Origin of the sequence: Pseudomonas sp. OG7 (assembly GCF_014192825.1) — a bacterium.
Lineage (GTDB): Bacteria > Pseudomonadota > Gammaproteobacteria > Pseudomonadales > Pseudomonadaceae > Aquipseudomonas > Aquipseudomonas monteilii.
Genome location: NZ_JACHYK010000010.1, coordinates 92,982 through 113,480, shown reverse-complemented (window position 1 = coordinate 113,480; position 20,499 = coordinate 92,982). Strand labels below are relative to the sequence as shown.

19 protein-coding genes and 2 pseudogenes are annotated in these 20,499 nt (G+C 61.4%); 11 read left to right on the top strand and 10 right to left on the bottom strand.

Translation table 11 applies throughout. The annotated features are described in order from the left end of the window. Positions 1-71: 71 nt before the first annotated feature. Complete coding sequence (locus FHW75_RS23045; RefSeq protein WP_025754158.1) at positions 72-803, top strand: Crp/Fnr family transcriptional regulator; 732 nt, start codon at positions 72-74, stop codon at positions 801-803. Positions 804-980: 177 nt separating this feature from the next. Beyond that, positions 981-1,073, top strand: a pseudogene (locus FHW75_RS26905) (twin-arginine translocation pathway signal protein); the annotation flags it as partial. Between the two features lie 126 nt (positions 1,074-1,199). Here FHW75_RS26905 and FHW75_RS26900 read toward each other — a convergent pair. Next, positions 1,200-1,484, bottom strand: coding sequence for a hypothetical protein (locus FHW75_RS26900; RefSeq protein ID WP_019099085.1), 285 nt, complete (start codon positions 1,482-1,484; stop codon positions 1,200-1,202). A gap of 163 nt (positions 1,485-1,647) precedes the next feature. Further along, the gene (locus tag FHW75_RS26895) at positions 1,648-2,145 is read right to left on the bottom strand and encodes a CsbD family protein (protein ID WP_232062809.1); all 498 of its coding nucleotides are present in this window, start codon (positions 2,143-2,145) and stop codon (positions 1,648-1,650) included. Here FHW75_RS26895 and FHW75_RS23035 point away from each other — a divergent pair. Together FHW75_RS23035 and FHW75_RS23030 are read left to right on the top strand one after the other, a co-directional pair. Then, positions 2,132-2,893, top strand: coding sequence for an SDR family NAD(P)-dependent oxidoreductase (locus FHW75_RS23035; RefSeq protein WP_019099087.1), 762 nt, complete (start codon positions 2,132-2,134; stop codon positions 2,891-2,893). The two genes, FHW75_RS26895 and FHW75_RS23035, sit on opposite strands and share 14 nt — an antisense overlap. A 79-nt stretch (positions 2,894-2,972) precedes the next feature. Next, the gene (locus tag FHW75_RS23030) at positions 2,973-3,530 is read left to right on the top strand and encodes a flavin reductase family protein (protein WP_019099088.1); all 558 of its coding nucleotides are present in this window, start codon (positions 2,973-2,975) and stop codon (positions 3,528-3,530) included. Positions 3,531-3,547: 17 nt separating this feature from the next. On the opposite strand, the gene FHW75_RS23025 is transcribed toward FHW75_RS23030, so the two are convergent. The 3 genes from FHW75_RS23025 to FHW75_RS23015 form a co-directional block, all read right to left on the bottom strand. Continuing rightward, the gene (locus FHW75_RS23025) at positions 3,548-4,447 is read right to left on the bottom strand and encodes an AraC family transcriptional regulator (protein ID WP_019099089.1); all 900 of its coding nucleotides are present in this window, start codon (positions 4,445-4,447) and stop codon (positions 3,548-3,550) included. Positions 4,448-4,654: 207 nt separating this feature from the next. Continuing rightward, a complete protein-coding gene (locus tag FHW75_RS23020; RefSeq protein WP_019099090.1) occupies positions 4,655-4,909 on the bottom strand; it encodes an Atu4866 domain-containing protein in 255 nt (84 codons plus the stop codon). A 27-nt stretch (positions 4,910-4,936) separates the two neighbouring features. Continuing rightward, positions 4,937-5,674, bottom strand: coding sequence for an SDR family oxidoreductase (locus tag FHW75_RS23015; RefSeq protein WP_019099091.1), 738 nt, complete (start codon positions 5,672-5,674; stop codon positions 4,937-4,939). A 318-nt stretch (positions 5,675-5,992) separates the two neighbouring features. Here FHW75_RS23015 and FHW75_RS23010 point away from each other — a divergent pair, with 318 nt between their 5' ends. The 3 genes from FHW75_RS23010 (at position 5,993) to FHW75_RS23000 (ending at position 8,612) form a co-directional block, all read left to right on the top strand. Then, on the top strand, positions 5,993-6,907 hold the full coding sequence (locus FHW75_RS23010) for an AraC family transcriptional regulator (protein WP_019099092.1): 915 nt from the start codon (positions 5,993-5,995) through the stop codon (positions 6,905-6,907). 120 nt (positions 6,908-7,027) lie between these two features. Then, positions 7,028-7,684 carry an HAD family phosphatase gene (locus FHW75_RS23005; protein WP_019099093.1) on the top strand — a complete coding sequence of 219 codons (657 nt, stop codon included), beginning with the start codon at positions 7,028-7,030 and terminating at the stop codon, positions 7,682-7,684. Positions 7,685-7,700: 16 nt separating this feature from the next. Continuing rightward, positions 7,701-8,612, top strand: coding sequence for a LysR substrate-binding domain-containing protein (locus tag FHW75_RS23000; RefSeq protein ID WP_025754161.1), 912 nt, complete (start codon positions 7,701-7,703; stop codon positions 8,610-8,612). A 50-nt stretch (positions 8,613-8,662) separates the two neighbouring features. Here FHW75_RS23000 and FHW75_RS22995 read toward each other — a convergent pair whose 3' ends face one another. The 5 genes from FHW75_RS22995 to FHW75_RS22975 all read right to left on the bottom strand — a co-directional run bounded on the left by FHW75_RS22995 (position 8,663) and on the right by FHW75_RS22975 (position 14,519). Beyond that, positions 8,663-9,436 carry an IclR family transcriptional regulator gene (locus FHW75_RS22995; RefSeq protein ID WP_019099095.1) on the bottom strand — a complete coding sequence of 258 codons (774 nt, stop codon included), beginning with the start codon at positions 9,434-9,436 and terminating at the stop codon, positions 8,663-8,665. Positions 9,437-9,501: 65 nt separating this feature from the next. Then, entirely contained in the window at positions 9,502-10,959 is a 1,458-nt protein-coding gene (locus FHW75_RS22990) for an amidase (RefSeq protein ID WP_159266230.1), read from the bottom strand. Then, positions 10,956-12,266: a citrate-proton symporter gene (locus FHW75_RS22985; protein WP_019099097.1), complete on the bottom strand. Its 1,311-nt coding sequence runs from the start codon at positions 12,264-12,266 to the stop codon at positions 10,956-10,958. Before FHW75_RS22985 ends, FHW75_RS22990 begins: the two co-directional genes overlap by 4 nt. Before the next feature lie 82 nt (positions 12,267-12,348). Beyond that, positions 12,349-13,524, bottom strand: coding sequence for a M20 aminoacylase family protein (locus tag FHW75_RS22980; RefSeq protein WP_084297350.1), 1,176 nt, complete (start codon positions 13,522-13,524; stop codon positions 12,349-12,351). 182 nt (positions 13,525-13,706) lie between these two features. Continuing rightward, positions 13,707-14,519 (bottom strand): RHS repeat-associated core domain-containing protein, encoded by an 813-nt coding sequence (locus FHW75_RS22975; protein ID WP_183674696.1) that lies wholly within the window; start codon positions 14,517-14,519, stop codon positions 13,707-13,709. A gap of 160 nt (positions 14,520-14,679) precedes the next feature. Here FHW75_RS22975 and FHW75_RS22970 point away from each other — a divergent pair, with 160 nt between their 5' ends. The 4 genes and pseudogenes from FHW75_RS22970 (at position 14,680) to FHW75_RS22960 (ending at position 20,493) form a co-directional block, all read left to right on the top strand. Continuing rightward, positions 14,680-17,196 (top strand): excinuclease ABC subunit UvrA, encoded by a 2,517-nt coding sequence (locus tag FHW75_RS22970; protein ID WP_183674693.1) that lies wholly within the window; start codon positions 14,680-14,682, stop codon positions 17,194-17,196. 178 nt (positions 17,197-17,374) lie between these two features. Next, positions 17,375-17,642 (top strand): annotated as a pseudogene (locus FHW75_RS26890) (TonB-dependent siderophore receptor); the annotation flags it as partial. A gap of 71 nt (positions 17,643-17,713) precedes the next feature. Next, a complete protein-coding gene (locus tag FHW75_RS22965; protein ID WP_183674690.1) occupies positions 17,714-19,363 on the top strand; it encodes an MFS transporter in 1,650 nt (549 codons plus the stop codon). Then, positions 19,360-20,493 carry an HlyD family secretion protein gene (locus FHW75_RS22960; protein WP_183674688.1) on the top strand — a complete coding sequence of 378 codons (1,134 nt, stop codon included), beginning with the start codon at positions 19,360-19,362 and terminating at the stop codon, positions 20,491-20,493. The genes FHW75_RS22965 and FHW75_RS22960 overlap by 4 nt, the downstream gene beginning before the upstream one ends. The last annotated feature ends 6 nt before the right edge of the window (positions 20,494-20,499 follow it).

Genomic DNA, 20,499 nt, shown 5'->3' with positions numbered 1-20,499 from the left:
CCTGGGTGAGAAACTGCAGTCCTGCTGGGCTAATCTTGTTTTGACAAAACCTGCCCTCGACGGTCCCGAACATGCAACCCTCGCCCCCCCCACAACAGAATCATCTGCTGGCTGCATTATCAGTGCAGACGTTCAGCCGGCTGGAGCCTCACTTGGAACGGGTGAGCCTGCCACTGGGCAAGGCACTCTACGAGTCTGGCGACGCAATGCGCCATGTCTACTTTCCTACCGACTCAATTGTCTCTTTACTTTATGTCATGGAGAACGGCGCCTCGGCCGAAATCTCGGTAGTGGGCAATGAAGGACTGGTCGGGATTGCGGTGTTCATGGGCGGTGAAAGCACGCCCAGCCGAGCGATCGTGCAAAGCGCAGGGCATGCCTATCGCCTGCCGGGGCAGCGACTCAAGGACGAGTTCAATCGCCATGGCGAACTTATGATGCTTATGCTGCGCTACACCCAGGCACTGATTACCCAGATGGCTCAAACAGCGGTGTGCAACCGCCATCATTCCATCGACCAGCAACTGTGCCGCTGGCTGCTGCTGTCGCTAGATCGCCTGCCGGGAGACCGCCTGTGCATGACCCAGGAACTCATCGCCAACATGCTAGGCGTACGCCGTGAAGGGGTGACCGATGCTGCGGGCAAATTGCAGCGTCTAGGTGTGATCGAGTACAGCCGGGGAAACATCAGGGTGCTGGACAGAGCACACCTGGAGCGGCTCAGTTGCGAATGCTATGCCGTGGTGAAGAAAGAAACTGAACGGCTGCTGCCCTACCTGTCGCCCGAGCCCCCTGCCATTTGACAGCCGGCGGTGGGCCTGCGTCTGTGCGCCCGGGCACCGACGCGGCGGCGCGTATTCCTCTGGCACAGCGACGTGAATCGGCTGCTGAACGTTATTCCTTCCGTGACAACAGCGAGGCCGCCGTCGGCAAACCCTGTCCGCGGGAAATCATGCTTGCCTTCTTCTCGCTCGTCTCGGCGGGGTGACGCCTATGCCTTCATCTTCGACCAGCAGGGGCTTATGGCCGGAGTCAGCATCGAGGGAACCAAGATATCCAGAATCAAGCGCTGAGCAGTGTGACGCTTCGTCATGGCTTGCGAGCAAGATCATGGATCCGGGGATTTCGAACTGAGCCGACGTGAAAAGCAAGGTAAGCCAGTACAGCGTAGCCAGGCCTGGCTGCGCTGTACTCATGGACTAGATGTACGGCTGGCCACTGAAGCCTCTTGGGAGGCGCTGCAGGCCGGGCATTTTAGCAAGTCTTTCCAACCAAAAAGCACGCCAGCCAAGCTTCTCATGGGGTTTCAGCAACTTCCGGGCGGCTCTGCGCGCAGCGTTTCGCATGTCCTTACGGGCACTCTGGAATACCTCGGTGACTCTGCAGTTGCGGCACTTCACGCGGCCGGGCTGGTCAGTGCAAAGGAGGTTGGTGCCATGGCGGCCGCAGGCCAAGTGGCCGTCGACTTTGAAGTGAGTGATCATGGGCTGATTTCCTGGTCGCTCGGATGTGGCACTGTTGTGCCTCACCAAGCGCGCTATAGGGTGTTTGACGACCTCCGCCCCACAGGGATCATGGGGCGCGGGTCGGAACCTGCTCGTTACCTCATCGCATACCTGCTGGCCTGCTCCTGCCATAAAGTCATGGCTAGCCTCCCTTCTTGATTTCCTCCTTGATGTCACCAGTACATTCCTGGAACTCTCCGATCACCTTTTGCATCTTGCCCTTGTTCTCCAGCGATCTGTTTCCGAGCAGCTTCCCAGTGCTTTCCTTGATTTGGCCGGAAACCTGTTTGACTTTGCCTTTCACTTGATCTTCGTTCATGGGGCACGCGCCAACGGTAACGAGAATGAACGGCCGCTGGATGGTGGAACCGGTACACACCGTACTCGTAGCGGTCGGAGTAGGTACTTTGTCAGCAATTGGGGCAGCCGTCAGTGCGTTAGCGCACCCTTCTTTAGCAATAGCGAAATGGCATTTCGGGTGTTGCGACAGGCTACCGCGCTGCCGATTGCACGAAAGAAGCAAAACTCCGACAGGCAAAGCAAGGTCACCAAAGAGTCGCATGTCAAAAAGAGAGAAATTGGCACCGTCGAAAGCGACAACCAATTCCTGACTTGGAGACATCAAAATGAGTGACTTCATCCCAACCCCAAACGAAGTGGCAGGCAAAGTGGTGCTGGTAACCGGCGCGGCTAGCGGCATCGGCAAGGCCATCGCCGAGCTCCTTCACAGCCGTGGAGCGAAAGTCATTGCCGAGGATATCGACCCGAAAGTCAACGCGCTTGAGCGTCCCGGCTTGGTTCCTTTCGTCGCCGATATCACCGTTGACGGTTCTGCCGAGCAAGCGGTGGCGTTGGCGGTAGAGAAGTTTGGCAAGCTGGACGTCCTGGTCAATAACGCCGGTCGCATCCTGTACAAGCCGCTCGTCGAAATGACCCGTGAAGATTGGGAATGGCAGATGCAAACCAACGTGACGGGGGCGTTTCTTCACTCCCGAGAGGCGATGAAGGAGATGATGAAGAACAAGAGCGGCGCGATCGTGAACATCGCCTCCTACGCGTCCTACTTCGCATTTCCCGGTATCGCGGCCTATACCGCGTCCAAAGGCGCCTTGGCACAGTTGACTCGTACCCAGGCGCTCGAAGCGATTGAGCACGGCATCCGGGTCAATGCCATTGGCGTGGGGGATGTGGTTACCAACCTGTTGAACCACTTCATGGAAGACGGTCGAGGGTTCCTGCAAGAGCATGGCAAGTCCGCGCCGATCGGTCGAGCTGCAGCACCGGAAGAGATCGCCGAGATAGTCTCTTTCCTGGCTTCCGAGCGCGCCAGCTTTATTGTCGGTTCGGTGGTCATGGCCGATGGCGGCATGAGCGTCCCGGTAGGTTAATCCTTCGCCTTGTCCGCGTTGTGCTGCATTGGCAGCACAACGCGTTTTCTTGCTACCAGACCTGTTCAACGGAGCCGTCATGACCGCACTTCGAAAATCCGACTTCCCTCTCATCGACGTTCGCCAGCATCTTGAAACCGGGCCCATAGTGCTCGTGACCTCAGCCTGGAACGGCGAAAGCAACATCATGACCATGGGCTGGCACATGATGATGCAATTCGATCCAGCCCTTTTTGGCTGCTACATCTGGTCGGGGAACCATAGCTATGAACTGATTCGCAACAGCCAGCAATGCGTGATCAACGTACCCACTCTGGAGCTGGTTGATCAGGTAGTCGCGGTGGGCAACAGTACGGGCGGTGACGTGGACAAGTTTGGTCAGTTCGGTCTTACCGCGACAGCAGCGACGCGGGTTGCAGCGCCGTTGATAGGCGAATGTTATGCCAGCTTCGAATGCCAGCTGTACGACTCGAAGCTGATTGGCGATTACGGCTTGTTCATCTGGGAAGTCGTCAAAGCGCACGTAGATCGCTCCGTGGAGCAGCCCAGAACGCTGCACTACAGGGGAGGCGGTCAATTCATGGTGGCTGGGGAAACCTTGGATTTTCGCCAGCAATTTCGTCCCCAGAACCTCTGACTGGCGTAGCCCACTCACTATTTACGGTATTGAGTGGGCGTGACGCCAACCTCACGTTTGAACACCTGCGAAAAATGGCTTGGGCTGCTGTATCCGATCTCCAAGCCTATATCGATCACGCTCCGATCCGTTTCGACCAGGAGCTGCCGGGCGCGTGCCATCCTCAGTCTGATAAAGAACTGCGACGGGGAATAACCAGCGGCTTTTTTGAACAGCCGGCTGAAGTGGTACTCGCTCATCCCAGCTATTTCGGCCAAGTGCCCGAGATTGAATTCCTCAGCCAGATTCGCCTCCATCGCCGACAGCACGCGGCGCAGCTTGTAAGCAGGCAATGCGTTGCGGCACACGATATCGTCCGCTGAGCTGTCCAGGTAGCTGCGGGCAAGGTGAATGGCGATGCACTGGGCCAGACCTTGCAGATAAAGAGGACTAGCCCTGTGCCCCGTCAGCTCCAGGCGAACTTGCTCCAGTAGAACGGACAACCCATCGTCACGCCCGCCTGAGACCTCACGTAGTCGAACCGCTTCCACAGACCCGCCCAACACCTCATGGATGGCTTTTTCCAAAAGCGGGATGCCGAGGTAGATATGCATGACTTCAAATGGTTCTGCACCGACTACGTTCCAGCGCATCTCGTAAGGCTGTGCCGAGGTAGTCAAGAAGAAATCACCTTTGGACACCTGGCTACATTGCCAGTCGCCGTCAAGCTCACGCTCCTGAACGGCAGCATTCCCGGAGATGATCCACACGAGCAAGGGCTCAGCTACGGCGGGCACGATAAAGCTCTCTTCCTTACGCTCCCGGTTAAAGATCTGCACCAACATATCCCTATCGGCCAGAACGTCCGAGGCGGCAAGCCGCTCACCCCGAATGTAAGCCTCCAAACCGTGGGCTGAAGTCCGCTCTATGACATCCATGGGAATCGTCACCTCAGTCAGTACGCCGGCACACACGAGCCATCTCGGGCATTGGTCTCACAGGGTGGACTTGAAGTTCAAGCCTGGGCTTTCAACAGTGAAGGCCGTTCACGGCCCCGTAGGGGATGTAAAAATCCGCTCTGGCTGCGTGCTCTGAAAGGTAAATGTCGAAAAAAAAGCCGGAATGTCTCCATTCCGGCCGGCCCCTCAACGCTCGGGATAGAGAATCATCCCTGCGTGATACAGCACGTTGCTTCGAAACTCCCCGTCGGCAGTAAATCCGGTGTCATCCACATACTCGATGTGATCACCCTCTAGCCAGTATCGACCTTGGTACGCGCTTTGTTGTGCTCCGCGGGCTTCGTCATAGCGGCCGCCAGGCAGGAGCTCATGGCGAATGCGTCCGTCAGCCGTCACCCACATGCCAACGTATTTGTCCTGATCTCCAAGTGGTTCACCCATGGCATTTCCTCGCTGTCGACCGGACATTCAGAATGGACTTGCGGTTGGACGCACGATCAGTTCGCTGACATCGACATCCGCAGGCTGTTCTACGGCGTAGGCGATCGCCCGGGCAATCGCCGAGGCTGGAATCGCGATCTTGCGGAACTCGCGCATCTCGGCACGCCCGCCCTCATCGGAAATGCTGTCGGCCAGTTCGGACTCGGTGACGCCTGGGGCAATGACGGTGACCCGGATGTCACCGCCCACCTCCTGACGCAAGCCCTCGGAAATGGCTCGTACGGCATATTTGGTGGCGCAGTACACCGCAGCGGTCGGGCTCACCGCGTAGGCTCCAATCGAGGCAATATTGATGATCTGACCGGCGCGCTGTTCTTGCATGAGCGGCAGCGTTGCGGCAATGCCGTGCAGGACGCCGCGAATGTTCACATCGATCATCCGATTCCACTCATCTACCTTGAGCGCTTCGAGTTTCGAAAGCGGCATGACGCCGGCATTGTTGATCAGCACGTCGACGCGTCCGTGCAGTTCGACAGCGAAGTCGATAAAGGACTGCATGTCATCCAGGTTGGTAACATCCAGCGCCAGGACATCAGCGACACCGCCTGCTGAACGAATCTCCCTGGCCAGCGTTTCCAGGCGATCGGTGCGGCGGGCGCCCAGGACCACGCGAGCGCCTTTGCTGGCAAGCAGGCGGGCTGTCGCTTCGCCGATACCACTGCTGGCGCCGGTGATCACGATGACTTTTTGTTCGATGCCGTGCATTTTCGTACTCCTGTTTCTGGCTTGAGGGGGCCACCGCCGACAGGCAGGTGGTGAAGCAAGAGTAAGAAGCCTTGGCTGGGCTGGGTTATCCGATTCCTGCGGTCAACATGCACGATCCTGCGTAAGCGGTCGGCGGTAGAGGTCATGCGATGTCAGCGGGCAAAAGGCAAACATGCTTATCTATCTCATCGAACGTAAACCACCCTACCGAGAGCCCGGCCCGGCGGGCTCTCGCATTTGAAGGGTGTCCATTAGCATCTACCCAAAAGGCTGCAGACCCATTTATTCTCTGCAATAGAACAAGCCTGACGGGAGGTAATGGCAGTGGATGATAGGGACGAAGAGCTGACGCGTCTGAGGGCCGAGCTAGCATCAACCATGCATCGTTATGCTCCCACCTACGGTGTGTTTCAGACGGGCATTGCTCCGCTGCATTTCATACGCAGTGATACACCCACCGATGTGATCCACACTGTACATAAGCCGGGGCTATGCATCGTTGTGCAGGGCCGTAAACAGGTGCAGTTGTGGGAAGAAAGCTATGTCTACGACCCTTTGAACTATCTGGTCGTCTCGGTAACCCTGCCTCTAGCGGGTCAAGTGACAGAGGCATCCTCAGAAACGCCCTATTTCTGCATCCGCCTGGATATCGATCCAGCAGAAATCGCTCAGCTCGTCGCAGACGTCAGTCCTATCGGCGTGCCGAGCCAACAGCCCCACCGAGGACTATATCTGGATAAGATCGACAGCTCGTTGCTTGATGCAGTGCTGCGATTGGTACGTCTGTTGGATGTGCCATCGGATATCCCAGCGTTGGCGCCGCTAGCACTAAGAGAAATTTTCTACCGACTGCTCAAAGGCCAGCAGGGTCAGCGTTTACATGAGATAGCCATTACCGATAGCCAGACCCATCGCGTTACTCGGGCCATTGAGTGGCTGAACAACAATTATGCACAGCCATTGCACATTGATGAGCTAGCGAGCTATGTCAATTTGAGTAATTCGACGCTTCACCACCGATTCAAGGCTGTCACCGCAATGAGTCCTTTGCAGTATCAAAAACAACTTCGCCTGCAGCATGCACGCAGGTTGATGATTTCAGAGGGTCTGGATGTTTCTACAGCCGGATTCAAGGTGGGCTATGAAAGTCCGTCACAATTCAGCCGTGAATACAGCCGGATGTTTGGGGCCCCACCGAGCCGAGATATCGCGAAGCTTCGGTCTCTCGGGTAAGGTGCTGTGAAGGCTTGGCTAAAACAACCCTGATGGCGGACGCCGAGCATCCCAGCCCAGACATTGCAAGATTTAGCTAAGATGACTGCCCTGGCTTGTGTTTTTTGATCTGGATATTTCATGCTGACCGCCCTGCTGTTCGACCTCGACGGAACCCTCACCGACACCGATACCCTGCACCTGCAGGCCTTCCGTCAGCTGCTGCGTGAGCAGGATGGCCGCGAGCTTAGCCAGGCGCAGTTCGATGCCCAGGTCAGCGGCCGCGCCAACGGCGAGCTGTTCGCCGAGCTGTTCAGCGACGCCAGCGCCGAACAGTGCAAGGCGCTGGCCGACCGCAAGGAAGCGCTGTTCCGCAACATGTCGCCTTCCCTTGAACCAATGCCGGGCCTGCTGCGCTTGCTGGCACATGCCCAGGCGCGCAGCATCGGCATGTGCGTGGTCACCAACGCACCACGGCTGAATGCCGAGCACATGTTGAATGCCATGGGCCTTGGCCAGCGCTTCGCGCATGTGCTGGTGGCCGAGGAACTGGCGCGGCCCAAGCCAGACCCGCTGCCCTACCTTACCGGGCTGCAGCGGCTGGGCGCCGAAGCCACGCAAGCACTGGCCTTCGAGGATTCATTACCAGGCGTGGCTGCGGCCAGTGGCGCAGGCATCTTCACCGTAGGCGTGGCCACGACGCAGACGCCGGAGCGCTTGTTCGCGGCGGGTGCCAGGCTGGTTGTGAATGACTTCGATGACCCGGCGTTGTGGGCATTGATCGAATCCATGCAGTGACCGCCCAAGGCCGCCCATGCTGATCGACGAAGAACTCACCCTCAAAAAGCTGGAAACCTTCCTCGCCTTCATGCGCAGCGGCAACCTCGGCCGCGCCGCTGCCGAGCTGTCCACCAGTGCGGTCAGTGTGCATCGCGCCATCCACTCACTGGAAAGCGCCCTGCGCTGCCCATTGTTCAAGCACGAAGGCCGCCAACTGATCCCGCTGGAAAGTGCTTACGTGCTGGAAAAGAAGGCCCGACAGCTGATCCAGGACGCTGAGCAGATGGTGCGCCAGACCCGTGAGGCCGCCGGCTTCTATGCAGAGCGCTTCCGCCTGGGCGCGCTCTATTCGCTAACCGTGAAGACCGTGCCCAAGCTGGTCATGGGCCTGAAACTGCGCCGCAGCGAACTGAACATAGACCTGACCCTGGGCTCTAACATCGACTTGCTGCAACGCCTGAAGAACCACGAACTGGAGGCCATTCTGGTCTCCCTTGATGAAAGCGTCAGCGACCCGGCCTGCGAGCAGTTGCCGCTGTTCTCCGACGATATCTTCCTCGCGGTCCCCACCGACTCGCCTTTCGCCGAGCAAGCCGAGGTGGACCTGGCCGACCTGGCCGACTCCACGTTCATTACCCTGACCCAGGGCTTCGCCACCCACCGCGATGGCGCACGGGTGTTCCAGCAGGCCGGCTTTGAACCGAAGGTGGCCATGCAGGTGAACGATATCTTCACATTGCTGAGCATGGTCAGCTCGGGAGTGGGCTTTGCCCTGCTGCCCGGGCGCATCGCCGCGGTATACGAGAACCGCGTCAGGTTGATTGCCTTGAAGCCGCAATATCGCTTGCAGCAGCATATCGGTGTGGTGTTTCTGAAAGCCCGGGAGCGGGAGCCGAACCTGCTGGCGTTGCTGGCGGAGTGCCGGATGTACAGCCTGGAGCGATAAGCCAGTGTGCGGCATGCCGACCTTGCTGCCACGGCACCAACGCCGAAACCTCAAACCGACAATGCCCGCTGCACCTCGCCCACGGTAGTCGCCAGACTGTTCAGGTGCAGGTTCAACACCCGCTCGACCGGCGCCTGGTCCAGTGGCCAGTGCAAGGCAATGCTCCCGGCCAGGCGCCCTTCGGCATGCACCGGCAAGGCGATGGCGCGAATCAGGAACGGCAACCGCACCGGATACTCCCAGTGCCCTTCAGTCCGCTGGCCAAAGCCGTTGTGTGCGTCTTCCTCGATATTGCGCAGCACCGTGTCATCGCGCAGCCGCTCATGGGCCGCCAAGCGCTGCACTTCGTCCTCCGCCAGCTCACCCAGGCAGGCCCGCCCCATCGCCGAATGGAACAGGCTGGCATGGTGCCCAACAATCTGGCAGGTGTGCGGGTAGCGCTTGCGCAACACTTGGGGGATGGCACTCTCCATCACCTCCAGCCGTTCGCCGTCAAAGCACGACAGGTCTGCTACCAGCCCGGTGCGTTCGCTCAGCTCCAGCAGCATGGGCGCAGCGCTTTCCACCAGGCGTCGTTTGAAACGCAACTGGCGGTCGCCGAACAGGCGCCGCGCGCACAGCCGGTAGCGCCGGTCGCTCAGGCCACGGTACACCCAGCCTTGCTCCTGCAAGGTGGCAAGCATGCGCGATACCGTGGCCTTGGGCAGCGCCGTCAGGTAATGCAGTTCCTCCAGGCCCAGCGCCTGGTGTTCGCCCAACAGGTCGACAATGGCCAACGCCCGTTCCACGGAACGCACGCCGCCACTGTCTGCCGTGATGCCCATGGTTTTGACCTCCTTGTAGCGGGATGGTCAGCATAGCCAGCAAGATCCGCGCCTGCCCGGTGCATTCATGACGCCTGCAGGCACTGGGGTGGGCAACGCTCCACCCACCGGGTGAGCTGTTCGTGGGCATACGCCAACTGCAACACCGCATGGTCAGCCTGGGCCGGGCCTATGATTTGCAGGCCCATGGGCAACCCGGCAGCACTGAACCCGACCGGTACGCTGATGCTCGGCAAGCCGGCCAGGGTCGGTCCGATCACCACCTCCATCCAGCGGTGGTAGGTGTCCATCGCCCGCCCCCCAACCACCGTCGGCCATGGCTGGCGTGCATCGAAAGGGAACACCTGGGCCGATGGCAACAGCAAAAAATCGTAACGTTCGAACAGATGGGCCAAAGCTCGGTACCAGTCGCTGCGGTCCAGCGAAGCCTGGTACAGCGCTGCCGCACTCAGTTGCAAACCCCCTTCCACTTCCCACTGTGCCTCAGGCTTGAGCCGTGCGCGCTTGTTCGGGTTGGCATAGGCCACGCCGAGGTTGCCGTGCACCAGGAAGTGGCGATGGGTCAGCCAGCATTGCCACAACCGCGCGAGGTCGAATGCCGGCTGGCAAGCCTCCACCCGACAGCCCAGTTCGGCAAAGTCGGCCAGCGCCGACTCGCACAGGCTCATCACCCCGTCATCCATGGGCAGGTAGCCGTTGTAATCACCCAGCCAGCCGACCCGTACACCCCGGAAATCACGCTGCAAACCGGCAGCAAAATCCCGCCGACCTTCGCTCAGCGACAGGGGTACCCGTGCGTCGACGCCAGCCTGTATCGACAGCAACCGCGCCACGTCAACCACGCTGCGGCCCATGGGCCCCTCGGTGGCCAGCTGCTGCACGAACAGTTCGGGCGCCGGCCCATGGGGCACTCGGCCCTGTGAGGGGCGCAGGCCGAACACATTGTTGAACGCCGCCGGGTTGCGCAGCGAGCCCATCATGTCGCTCCCGTCGGCGACCGGCAGCAGGCGCATGGCCAGCGCCGCTGCCGCCCCGCCACTGCTGCCACCGGCCACACGCTGCGGGTCGTAGGCATTGGTGGTGGTGCCGAACAGGGTGTTGTAGGTTTGCGAGCCGAGGCCGAACTCGGGCACGTTACTCTTGCCCACGATCAGCGCCCCGCTCGCCCGCACCCGCGCAACACTGATCGCGTCCTGCTCGGGTACCTGTTCGGCAAACAAGGGGGAGCCAAGGGTGGTGCGCAGCCCGGCAGTGGCTGCCAGGTCCTTGATCGCCTGCGGCATGCCATGCATCCAACCTCGTGAATGGCCACGGGCCAGTTCACGGTCACGCTCATCGGCCTCGGCCAGCAGCGCTTCGGCCGGGCGCAGTGACACCAGCGCATTGACTACAGGGTTGCAGCGTTCAATGTGCAGCAGGTAGGCCTGCATCACGTCCCGACACGACACCTGGCGGGCATGGATAGCCTGGGACAATGCATCGGCATCGAGGGCTACGATGGGGTCGATGGCTAGCGGCTTCACGGTTTCACTCCAAGGTTGAAGTTGGCAGACTTGGCCACCCGAGGTGCTTCTTTCAGGCAGTAGGTACCCAGCAGTGTCAGAAGGCAGGCGAACAGCACATAGAACGCAGGCGCCACCGGGGTGCCAAGCACCTTGCTCAGCCAGGTCACGATCAACGGGGCAAAGCCGCCGAACACCATCACTGCCACGTTATAGGCCACCGACACACCGGTGGAGCGCACCTCGACCGGGAACTGCTCGGCCAATGCAGTGGGTGCCGGGCCGAAGAAGCCGCCGATGGTGGTGCACAGCAGCAGTTGCATGATCAGCAGGCGCTCCACGGACGGCGCTGCGGCCACCCAAACATACAGCGGGTAGACCATCACGAAGAACGCCAAGGTGAAGGCCATCAGAACCGGGCGCCTGCCCAGCCGGTCCGACAGCGCGCCAGACAACGGAATCACAACGGTCATCAGCCCCACGGCCAGCATCTGCACCAGCAGCACCTGGTCCAGCGGCAGCCCGAGGTTCTTGTGGGCGAAGGTCGGCATGTTCACCAGCACCACGTAGAACGACACCGTCGCGCCACAGGCCAGGCCCATCGACACCAGCAGGCTGCGCCGGTGCTCACGCAACACCTGCCACAGGCTGGGCGAGTGGCCCTTGGCCTGGCGGCGCGCTTCGACGAACTCTTCCGGCTCCTCCATATGCTTGCGAATCCACAGCCCCACCGGGCCGATCAGCAGGCCGAGCACGAACGGAATGCGCCAGCCCCAGCTGTCCAGTGCCTCAGGCGAACACAGGTGCGTCACCAGGGCGACCATTGCCGCCCCGGAAAACACCGCCAGGCACTGCCCCACCAGTTGCCACGAACCATACAGACCCTTGCGGTGGGCCGGCGCGCTTTCCACCAGAAACGCTGTCGCGCTGGCGTATTCGCCACCGGTAGCGAAGCCCTGCAGCATACGCGCCACCACGATCAGCATCGGCGCGGCCATGCCAATGGCCAGGTAATCGGGGGCAAAAGCGATCATGGCGATCGACACGGTCATCAGCCGGATGATCATCTGCATGGCCGCCTTGCGGCCCTTGCGATCGGAATACATGCCCAGCAACACACCACCCACCGGGCGCATGAAAAAGCCGACGCCAAAGGTGGCCAGGGCCATCAGCAGCGAGGCGTACTCATCGTCGGACGGGAAAAACTGCCGGGCAATGATGCTGGCCAGAAAGCCATACACGATAAAGTCATACCATTCCAGGGCGTTGCCGATAACGGCAGCGACCACCTGCCGGGTACGCGACACGCCAGTGCTCGAAGTCTGCATAGGGGAACACTCCACACAATGATTGGGTGATCACCCGGGCACGGTCGCACCCGGGTTCCAGCGGCAGTCGTAAATGGGAAAGTCAGGCGGGTGCGAGCCAGCGCTCTGCCAGCGCGCCCCAGTAGGCGGCGCCGGTCAGCAGGATGTCGTCGTTGAAGTCGTAGGCCGGGTTGTGCACCATCGGCCGCGATACCCCATTGCCGATGAACAGGTAGGCACCCGGGCAACGTTGCAGCATCCAGGCGAAGTCTTCGCTGCCCATCAGCTTGCGGGTGTTGGCATCCACCGCCTCGGCACCCAGCAGTTCCACCCCGACCTGCGTGGCGAAGGCGTTCTCTGCGCCATGGTTGACCAGCACCGGGTAAGCCGGACGGTGTTCGATGCTGGCACTGCAGCCAAAGCTTTCGGCCTGGCTGACGATGATCGCCCGCACCCGTTCCAGGGTCTGTGCCCGCACCTCGGCGTTCAGAGCGCGCAGGCTGAGGCGCAGCAACGCCTGCTGCGGGATCACGTTGGCCGCTTCACCGGCCTGCAGCGCACCCACCGTGACAACAGCCGCCTCCTGCGCATCGATATTACGCGCCACCACGGTTTGCAGTGCCATCACCACACTGGCCGCCGCCACCAGCGGGTCGATGGTCAGGTGCGGCATCGAACCATGGCCGCCAACCCCGTCGATTGTCACCGTCAGCAAGTCTTGCGAGGCCATCATCGGGCCCTCGCGAAAACCCAGGTGCCCGGCTGGCAGGCCCGGCATGTTGTGCATGCCGAACAGGGCATCGCAAGGGAAGCGCTCCAGCAGGCCGTCGGCCAGCATCGCCTCGGCGCCGCCCTGGCCCTCCTCGGCCGGCTGGAAGATCAGCGTCAGCGTGCCGTCGAACTGCCGGGTCGCCGCCAGGTACCGCGCGGCGCCGAGCAGCATGGTGGTGTGACCGTCATGGCCGCAGGCGTGCATGCAACCCTGGTGCTGGCTGCTGTACGTCGCGCCCGTGGCCTCGTGGATGGGCAGCGCGTCCATGTCGGCGCGCAGGCCCAGACGGCGTGAGCTGCTGCCATTGCGTAACACGCCGACCACGCCAGTCTTGCCGATGCCGGTGTGCACCTCATAGCCCCACGCCTCAAGCAACTGGGCGACCAGTGCAGACGTGCGGTTTTCTTCAAAACCCAGTTCCGGGTGAGCGTGGATATCGTGACGGATCGCGTGCAGCTCGCTGGCCACATCGTCAAGCCAGGCCAGGATGTGCTGATGTCGGGACATGTGGAGTCTCCTCGCGCGGGTGGTTTCCCGTTCTTGTTGTTCGCCTTGAGGTCACGACGGCTGAGGCAGGTCGTGCTTGCGAACAGATAAGCGCGAGGAGCGATGAAGCACAATCGAATCTGGTTTCACAGCGTGGAACCGAAAGCGCCGATCAGGGCCGCCATTGCTTGCAACGGCAAGCACTACTTCATGGCGGGGAGGCGAACCAATAATATTTGTTCTGGCAAGGGTTCGAGAATGGCCGATTCCCGGCCGCGTAATCGGTTCCAGCCGGTGGCTTCCTTGATGGACTCTATTACCAACTTGCCAAGTGGCAATCTATTCGCTGTGGCTTCCTGATAAGTCGATTTTACATCGTTGAACAGCTGCCTCAGCTTGCCCACTCCGGCGAGAGACCCTGCGGCTATTCCGGCCCCGGTCACCAGTTCAGCCCCCACTGACTCAAAGGGCGCTGAAAAAGCGAACACCGCACTGGGTGCCTTGACGATGGTACCCGCCAGGCCGCCCATAAATATCATTGCATTATTGGTACGGCTTGAATTGTTGAACTCCTTGGGTATTGGCGTTCCGTTAGCCTTGGCAATTGAACGTTTGAAGATTGCTTTGGATGCCTTGTTCAGTGAAGACAACATGCCTACCGTTCCCCAAACAAGTCCTGTTGCTTGCCCGACTACCCGTGTGGGCGAATGACCATCACGGTCGACCTTGTTAATCGGGTCCCCCATGCAGTAGGCATAGGCATTAAGCCCTCCACGACCAAACGGGCTGAATACGTCCGGGCTGTGAAAGCGCATTGTCCCGGTGTGATAGGCACGCTTGCCGTTGCCAAGTAGATAACCCTGCGGCAGAAGCGCGCCGGCCTCTCCGGCAAAGGCCAACAGCGGGCAGCCCTTGCCCCCCTGATAGCCATAGGGTGTATAGGGCTGTAACGGGAAGTTATTACTTGCGTGCACGGAGGCCTGTTGGTCAATGGCCAATAAATATGAAGTTCGCATGTTTTTCAGTTCCTGTTAGTGTTACTTGCCCCTTCACACTAACCCCATCACCCTTAATCAATAACTCGCAGATTTGCTGAGCGGAAACATCCCCCACACACGATGGCTGCAATTGCTGTTACCTTGGGCGCACTGTTCCGAAACAGCCAAGGACTGCGTCATGCCTCCACGCCCAACCACCCCAAACGGCTTCGTCCGTGTGCGGGGTGCCCGCGAGCACAACCTGAAGAACATCGATGTCGATATCCCCCGCGATGCGCTGGTGGTGTTTACCGGCGTATCCGGCTCAGGCAAATCGTCACTGGCCTTCTCCACGTTGTATGCCGAAGCCCAGCGCCGCTATTTCGAATCAGTGGCACCCTATGCCCGGCGCCTGATCGACCAGGTTGGCGTGCCAGACGTAGATGCGATCGAAGGCCTGCCTCCAGCCGTGGCCCTGCAGCAGCAACGTGGCACACCCAGCGCGCGTTCCTCGGTGGGCAGCGTGACCACCTTGTCCAGCTCGATCCGCATGCTCTACTCACGCGCCGGCCACTACCCGGCCGGGCAAGCGATGCTGTATGCCGAAGACTTTTCGCCAAACACGCCCCAGGGCGCATGCCCGGAGTGCCATGGCATGGGCCGGGTCTTCGAGGTGACCGAAGCGACCATGGTCCCCGACCCGTCACTGACCATTCGCGAACGCGCGGTGGCAGCGTGGCCGATGGCCTGGCAGGGCCAGAACCAGCGCGACATTCTGGTAACGCTGGGCTATGACGTCGATATCCCTTGGCGCGACTTGCCCCAGGCGCAACGCGACTGGATCCTGTTCACCGAAGAAACGCCCACCGCGCCGGTGTATGCCGGCCTGACGCCCGCGCAGACCCGCGCCGCACTCAAGCGTAAGCAGGAGCCTAGCTATCAAGGCACGTTCATGGGTGCCCGGCGTTACGTGCTGCATACCTTCATGCACTCGCAGAGCGCACAGATGCGTAAACGCGTGGCCCAGTACATGCGCCCCAGCCCCTGCCCGCTGTGCCAAGGCAAGCGCTTGAAGCGCGAGTCGCTGGGCGTGACCTTCGCCGGCATGGATATCGCCGAACTGTCGCACTTGTCGCTGCAGGCGCTGGCCGAGGTGTTCCGCAAAGTGTCGGCAGCTGACTATCTGGCGCACCCGCAAGACGACCTGACCCTGGAAAAGCGCCTGGCGGCACAACGCATCGCCAAGGAATTGCTGGAGCGCATCGACACGCTGCTCGACCTTGGCCTCGGTTACCTGGCCCTGGAGCGCAGCACCCCCACCTTGTCTTCGGGTGAGCTGCAACGCTTGCGCCTGGCCACCCAGCTCAACTCACAGCTGTTCGGTGTGATCTACGTGCTTGACGAGCCCTCGGCCGGCTTACACCCGGCCGACAGCGAGGCGTTGTTGGAAGCCCTGCAACGCCTGAAGCACGCGGGCAACTCGGTATATGTGGTGGAGCACGACCTGGACACCATGCGCCGCGCCGACTGGCTGGTGGATGTAGGGCCGGCTGCCGGCGAGCATGGTGGCACCATACTCTACAGCGGGCCGCCCGCAGGCCTAGCCGAGGTCGAGCCATCTTGCACCCGCACCTATCTGTTCAATGCACAGTCCCGGGCCACACGTGCGCCACGCCAGGCCCGAAACTGGCTCACGCTTGAAGGCATTACCCGTAACAACCTCAACAACCTTAGCGCCGCATTCCCGCTGGGCTGCTTTACCGCCGTTACGGGCATTTCCGGCTCGGGCAAGTCCAGCCTGGTCAGCCAGGCCCTGCTGGAGCTGGTCGGTGCGCACCTGGGCCATGCCGAGCAACGCAGCGAGCCCGAAGAACCAAGCCTGGAGGACGCGCCTGAGCAGACCGGCAGTGGGCATGTCAGCACTGGCCTGGATAGCATCAAGCGCCTGGTACAGGTCGACCAGAAGCCGATCGGTCGCACGCCTCGCTCCAACCTGGCCACCTACACCGGCCTGTTCGACCACGTGCGCAAGCTGTTCGCGGCCACTGAGCAGGCCAAGGCACAGGGCTTCGACGCGGGGCGCTTTTCCTTCAACGTTGCCAAGGGCCGCTGCGCCAATTGCGAAGGCGAAGGCTTCGTCAGCGTTGAGCTGCTGTTCATGCCCAGTGTCTACGCCCCCTGCCCCACCTGCCATGGCGACCGCTACAACCCTGAAACCCTGGCGGTGAGCTGGCAAGGCATGAACATTGCGCAAGTGCTGCAGTTGACTGTCGAGCAAGCCCTGCAGGTCTTTGCCGAACAGCCACCGGCGCGGCGTTGCCTGCAAGTGTTGCAGGACATCGGCCTGGGCTACCTTCGCCTGGGCCAACCGGCTACCGAACTGTCCGGTGGTGAAGCGCAACGGATCAAACTGGCGACCGAGCTGCAACGCACGGCCCGCGGGGCAACGCTGTATGTGCTGGACGAGCCCACCAACGGCTTGCACCCGCAAGACATCGACCGATTGCTGGTGCAACTGAACCGCCTGGTCGACGGCGGGCACAGCGTGGTGGTGGTTGAACATGACATGCGTGTGGTAGCGCAAAGCGACTGGGTGATCGATATCGGGCCGGGTGCCGGCGATGCCGGGGGCAAGGTGGTGGTCAGTGGCACGCCGCAGGTGGTGGCTGGGTGTGCGGTAAGCCGTACAGCAGCGTTTTTGGCCAAGGCCCTGTAAAAGCGCGCATTGCCAGGTTCCAGGCAGGGCCACAGATTGCGATCAATTCTTGATTGCACCCCTCTCCCGGAACCTCGCGCCTGCCATGCCGCCCGCCGACCTACCCTCAACCTGCAGGTCCAGACGCTGTACACCGAGCACCACGGCTGGCTGCAGGGTTGGCTAGGGCAGTTGCAGTAGGGCACCGCTGACCGTGGGCGTACGGCGGCAATCGATCAGCGTCGACAGCTGGGCGACCGGCACCGGTGCGCGCAACACGCCTTACGACGAATCCATCACTACCCCGGTGTATGGCCTGGTGATCAAGCCCTGGGAACATGTGTCGTTCGCAGCAGGACACCTTCAACATGGACGGCGAACAGGTCAACAAGGGGGTGGAGCTGAATGTGTTCGGTGAGCCGGTGGACGGCCTGCGGCTGCTGACCGGTGCGATGTTCATGCACACGATCTCAATGCCACCACAAAAACCAAGGCATGCACCTAGCAGCAGCAACCGCCGCTCAAGTACAGTCTGCCCATGGACAAGTACGCCCCACGCCAGTGGCTTCCCCACGAAAAGCCCAGCCTGCCGGGCTCCCCCTCCACGCCCCTGCATTCGCCAGCCAAGCGCCTGGCCTATGGCGTGGTCGGCCTGCTGGTCGCAATCACCGGCGGCCTTGGCAACGCGTTGGTCACCGCCAACCTGGTGTTCCTGCAAGGCGCCTTGGGCGCGACCACGGCAGAAATGGCCTGGCTGCCTGCCGCCTACGTCATGACCAACGTGTCCATCAACCTGCTGCTGGTGAAGTTTCGCCAACAGTTCGGCCTGCGGGCCTTCACCGAGGTGTTCTTGGTGCTGTATGCCCTGGTCACCTTCGCCCACCTGCTGGTCAACGACCTCAACTCGGCCATCGCGGTACGGGCGGCCCACGGCATGGTCGGCGCCGCGCTCAGCTCGCTGGGGCTGTATTACATGATCCAGGCGTTCCCGGCGCAATGGCGGCTCAAGGCGATGGTGCTGGGCCTGGGCGCCTCGCAGCTGGCACTGCCGCTGGCACGCATCTTTTCCGAAGACCTGCTGCAAATCGCCGAATGGCGTGGCCTGTACCTGTTCGAGCTGGGCCTGGCGCTGGCCGCGCTGGGTTGCGTGTTGATGCTCAAGTTGCCACCCGGTGACCGCTTCAAGACCTTCGAGCCCCTGGACTTCCTCACCTTCACCCTGATCGCCAGTGGCACAGCCCTGCTTTGCGCCGTGCTGTCGCTGGGGCGCATCGACTGGTGGCTGGAGGCGCCGTGGATCGGCGTGGCGCTGGCGGCCTCGATCGGCCTGCTCTTCAGCGGCCTGGCCATCGAGCACAACCGGCGGAACCCGTTGTTGATGACCCATTGGCTGGGCAGCGGTGCAGTCATTCGCCTGGCGCTGTGCGTGGTGTTGATCCGCATGGTCACATCCGAACAGTCAACGGGCGCAGTCGGCTTTTTGCAGGCGCTGAACATGGGCAGCGAGCAAATGCGCACGCTGTACTGGGTCATGCTGCTGGGTGCCGTGGCAGGCCTGGCCAGCAGCGCCCTCACCATCAACCCCAACCACCTGGTGATTCCGCTGTTCGTCTCGTTGCTGGCCATGGCTGCCGGCGCCTTCATGGACAGCAGCTCCAGCAACCTCACGCGTCCGGCACAAATGTACTTCAGCCAGTTTCTGCTGGCTTTTGGCAGCACCTTCTTTCTTGGCCCGTCGATGGCCTTGGGCATCAGCCATGTGCGCGCCAACCCACGCAACCTGGTGAGCTTTTCGGTACTGTTCGGCATCTGCAACAACCTCGGCGGCCTGATTGGCGCGGCGCTGCTGGGCACCTTCCAGATCTGGCGGGAAAAATTCCATTCCAGCCACCTGCTGGACCGCCTCAGCTACCTCGAACCCCTGGTCAATGCGCGTGTGCAGAGCGGCGGCAGCGGTTACGGCGGCATCATCGCCGACCCGGCCCTGCGTAGCGAAGCCGGCATGCGCCTGCTGGCCAGCGCCGCCACCCGCGAGGCGAACATCATGGCGTACAACGACGTGTTCGTGCTGATTGGCAGTATCGCTATCCTGACTATGGTCTGGATCTGCATCCGTAGCACCTGGCTCTGGTACGCAAAACGCCAGGCCACCCTCACCGACTCCACCCCCGGCGCGCCCAACCGATGACCGACGACACCCGCACCACGACCACCACTGCCATTGCCGAAACCCCGGAAGGTGCCACACCGCCCAGCGAGCCGACCAGCCCGGTACGTTCGCGGCGGGTACGCATCCTCTCGTCAATCAGTTTCGCCTGCGTGGTCCTGGCCGGCATCCTGCTGGTGCTGTATGCCTGGCGCCTGCCACCGTTCGGCAGCGCCATCGAAAGTACCGAGAATGCGCTGGTACGCGGCCAGGTGACTATCATCGGCCCACAACTGAGTGGCTACATTGTCGACGTGCCGGTGCACGACTTCCAGTTCGTCAAGGCCGGTGACCTCTTGGTGCAACTGGACGACCGCATCTACAAACAGCGCCTGGCCCAGGCCATCGCCCAACTGCAGCAACAACAGGCAGCCCTGGCCAACAACCTGCAGCAGCGCAACAGTGCCGAAGCCACCATCGCCCAGCGCCAGGCGGCCATCGGCGATGCGATGGCCCAGGCGATCAAGGCCAAAGCCGACCTGAGCCGCAACCAGGCGCTGGTCAACGACGGCTCGGTGTCGCGGCGCGACCTGGACCTGGCCCGTGCCAGCGAAGCGGCAGCGGTCGCCAGCCTGGCCCAGGCCAAGGCAGCGCTGGAAATCGCCCGCCAGGACCGTGAAACGGTGGTGGTCAACCGGGCAGCGCTGGAAGCATCGGTAGAGAATGCCAAGGCGGCCGTGGAACTGGCGCGCATCGACCTCGACAATACCCGCGTCACTGCCCCGCGCGACGGCCAGCTGGGGCAAATCGGCACACGCCTGGGGGCTTATGTGAACTCTGGCGCGCAGTTGATGGCGCTGGTACCCGACACCTTGTGGGTCATCGCCAACATGAAGGAAACCCAAATGGCCAATGTACGCATCGGCCAGCCGGTGACGTTCACCGTGGATGCCCTGAACCACCTGAAGTTGCAGGGGCACGTGCAGCAGATATCGCCAGCCACCGGCTCGGAGTTCGCCCTGCTGCAGGCAGACAATGCCACTGGCAACTTCGTCAAGATCGCCCAGCGGATTCCGGTGCGCATTACTGTGGATGCCGGCCAGGACGACGCCAGGCGACTGCGCCCAGGCATGTCGGTGGTCGTCAGTATCGATACCCGAGGTGAGCCATAGCGATGC

What these genes read in the sequence shown, in the direction of transcription:
- FHW75_RS23045 (WP_025754158.1), top strand. Translation starts at nt 72, where the DNA reads ATGCAACCCTCGCCCCCCCCACAACAGAATCATCTGCTGGCTGCATTA.
- FHW75_RS22995 (WP_019099095.1), bottom strand. Translation starts at nt 9,436, where the DNA reads ATGGGCATCACGGCAGACAGTGGCGGCGTGCGTTCCGTGGAACGGGCG.
- FHW75_RS23000 (WP_025754161.1), top strand. Translation starts at nt 7,701, where the DNA reads ATGCTGATCGACGAAGAACTCACCCTCAAAAAGCTGGAAACCTTCCTC.
- FHW75_RS23010 (WP_019099092.1), top strand. Translation starts at nt 5,993, where the DNA reads ATGGCAGTGGATGATAGGGACGAAGAGCTGACGCGTCTGAGGGCCGAG.
- FHW75_RS23005 (WP_019099093.1), top strand. Translation starts at nt 7,028, where the DNA reads ATGCTGACCGCCCTGCTGTTCGACCTCGACGGAACCCTCACCGACACC.
- FHW75_RS22975 (WP_183674696.1), bottom strand. Translation starts at nt 14,519, where the DNA reads ATGCGAACTTCATATTTATTGGCCATTGACCAACAGGCCTCCGTGCAC.
- FHW75_RS22980 (WP_084297350.1), bottom strand. Translation starts at nt 13,524, where the DNA reads ATGTCCCGACATCAGCACATCCTGGCCTGGCTTGACGATGTGGCCAGC.
- FHW75_RS26895 (WP_232062809.1), bottom strand. Translation starts at nt 2,145, where the DNA reads ATGAAGTCACTCATTTTGATGTCTCCAAGTCAGGAATTGGTTGTCGCT.
- FHW75_RS23035 (WP_019099087.1), top strand. Translation starts at nt 2,132, where the DNA reads ATGAGTGACTTCATCCCAACCCCAAACGAAGTGGCAGGCAAAGTGGTG.
- FHW75_RS23015 (WP_019099091.1), bottom strand. Translation starts at nt 5,674, where the DNA reads ATGCACGGCATCGAACAAAAAGTCATCGTGATCACCGGCGCCAGCAGT.
- FHW75_RS23020 (WP_019099090.1), bottom strand. Translation starts at nt 4,909, where the DNA reads ATGGGTGAACCACTTGGAGATCAGGACAAATACGTTGGCATGTGGGTG.
- FHW75_RS22970 (WP_183674693.1), top strand. Translation starts at nt 14,680, where the DNA reads ATGCCTCCACGCCCAACCACCCCAAACGGCTTCGTCCGTGTGCGGGGT.
- FHW75_RS22965 (WP_183674690.1), top strand. Translation starts at nt 17,714, where the DNA reads ATGGACAAGTACGCCCCACGCCAGTGGCTTCCCCACGAAAAGCCCAGC.
- FHW75_RS23025 (WP_019099089.1), bottom strand. Translation starts at nt 4,447, where the DNA reads ATGGATGTCATAGAGCGGACTTCAGCCCACGGTTTGGAGGCTTACATT.
- FHW75_RS22960 (WP_183674688.1), top strand. Translation starts at nt 19,360, where the DNA reads ATGACCGACGACACCCGCACCACGACCACCACTGCCATTGCCGAAACC.
- FHW75_RS26900 (WP_019099085.1), bottom strand. Translation starts at nt 1,484, where the DNA reads ATGATCACTCACTTCAAAGTCGACGGCCACTTGGCCTGCGGCCGCCAT.
- FHW75_RS22985 (WP_019099097.1), bottom strand. Translation starts at nt 12,266, where the DNA reads ATGCAGACTTCGAGCACTGGCGTGTCGCGTACCCGGCAGGTGGTCGCT.
- FHW75_RS23030 (WP_019099088.1), top strand. Translation starts at nt 2,973, where the DNA reads ATGACCGCACTTCGAAAATCCGACTTCCCTCTCATCGACGTTCGCCAG.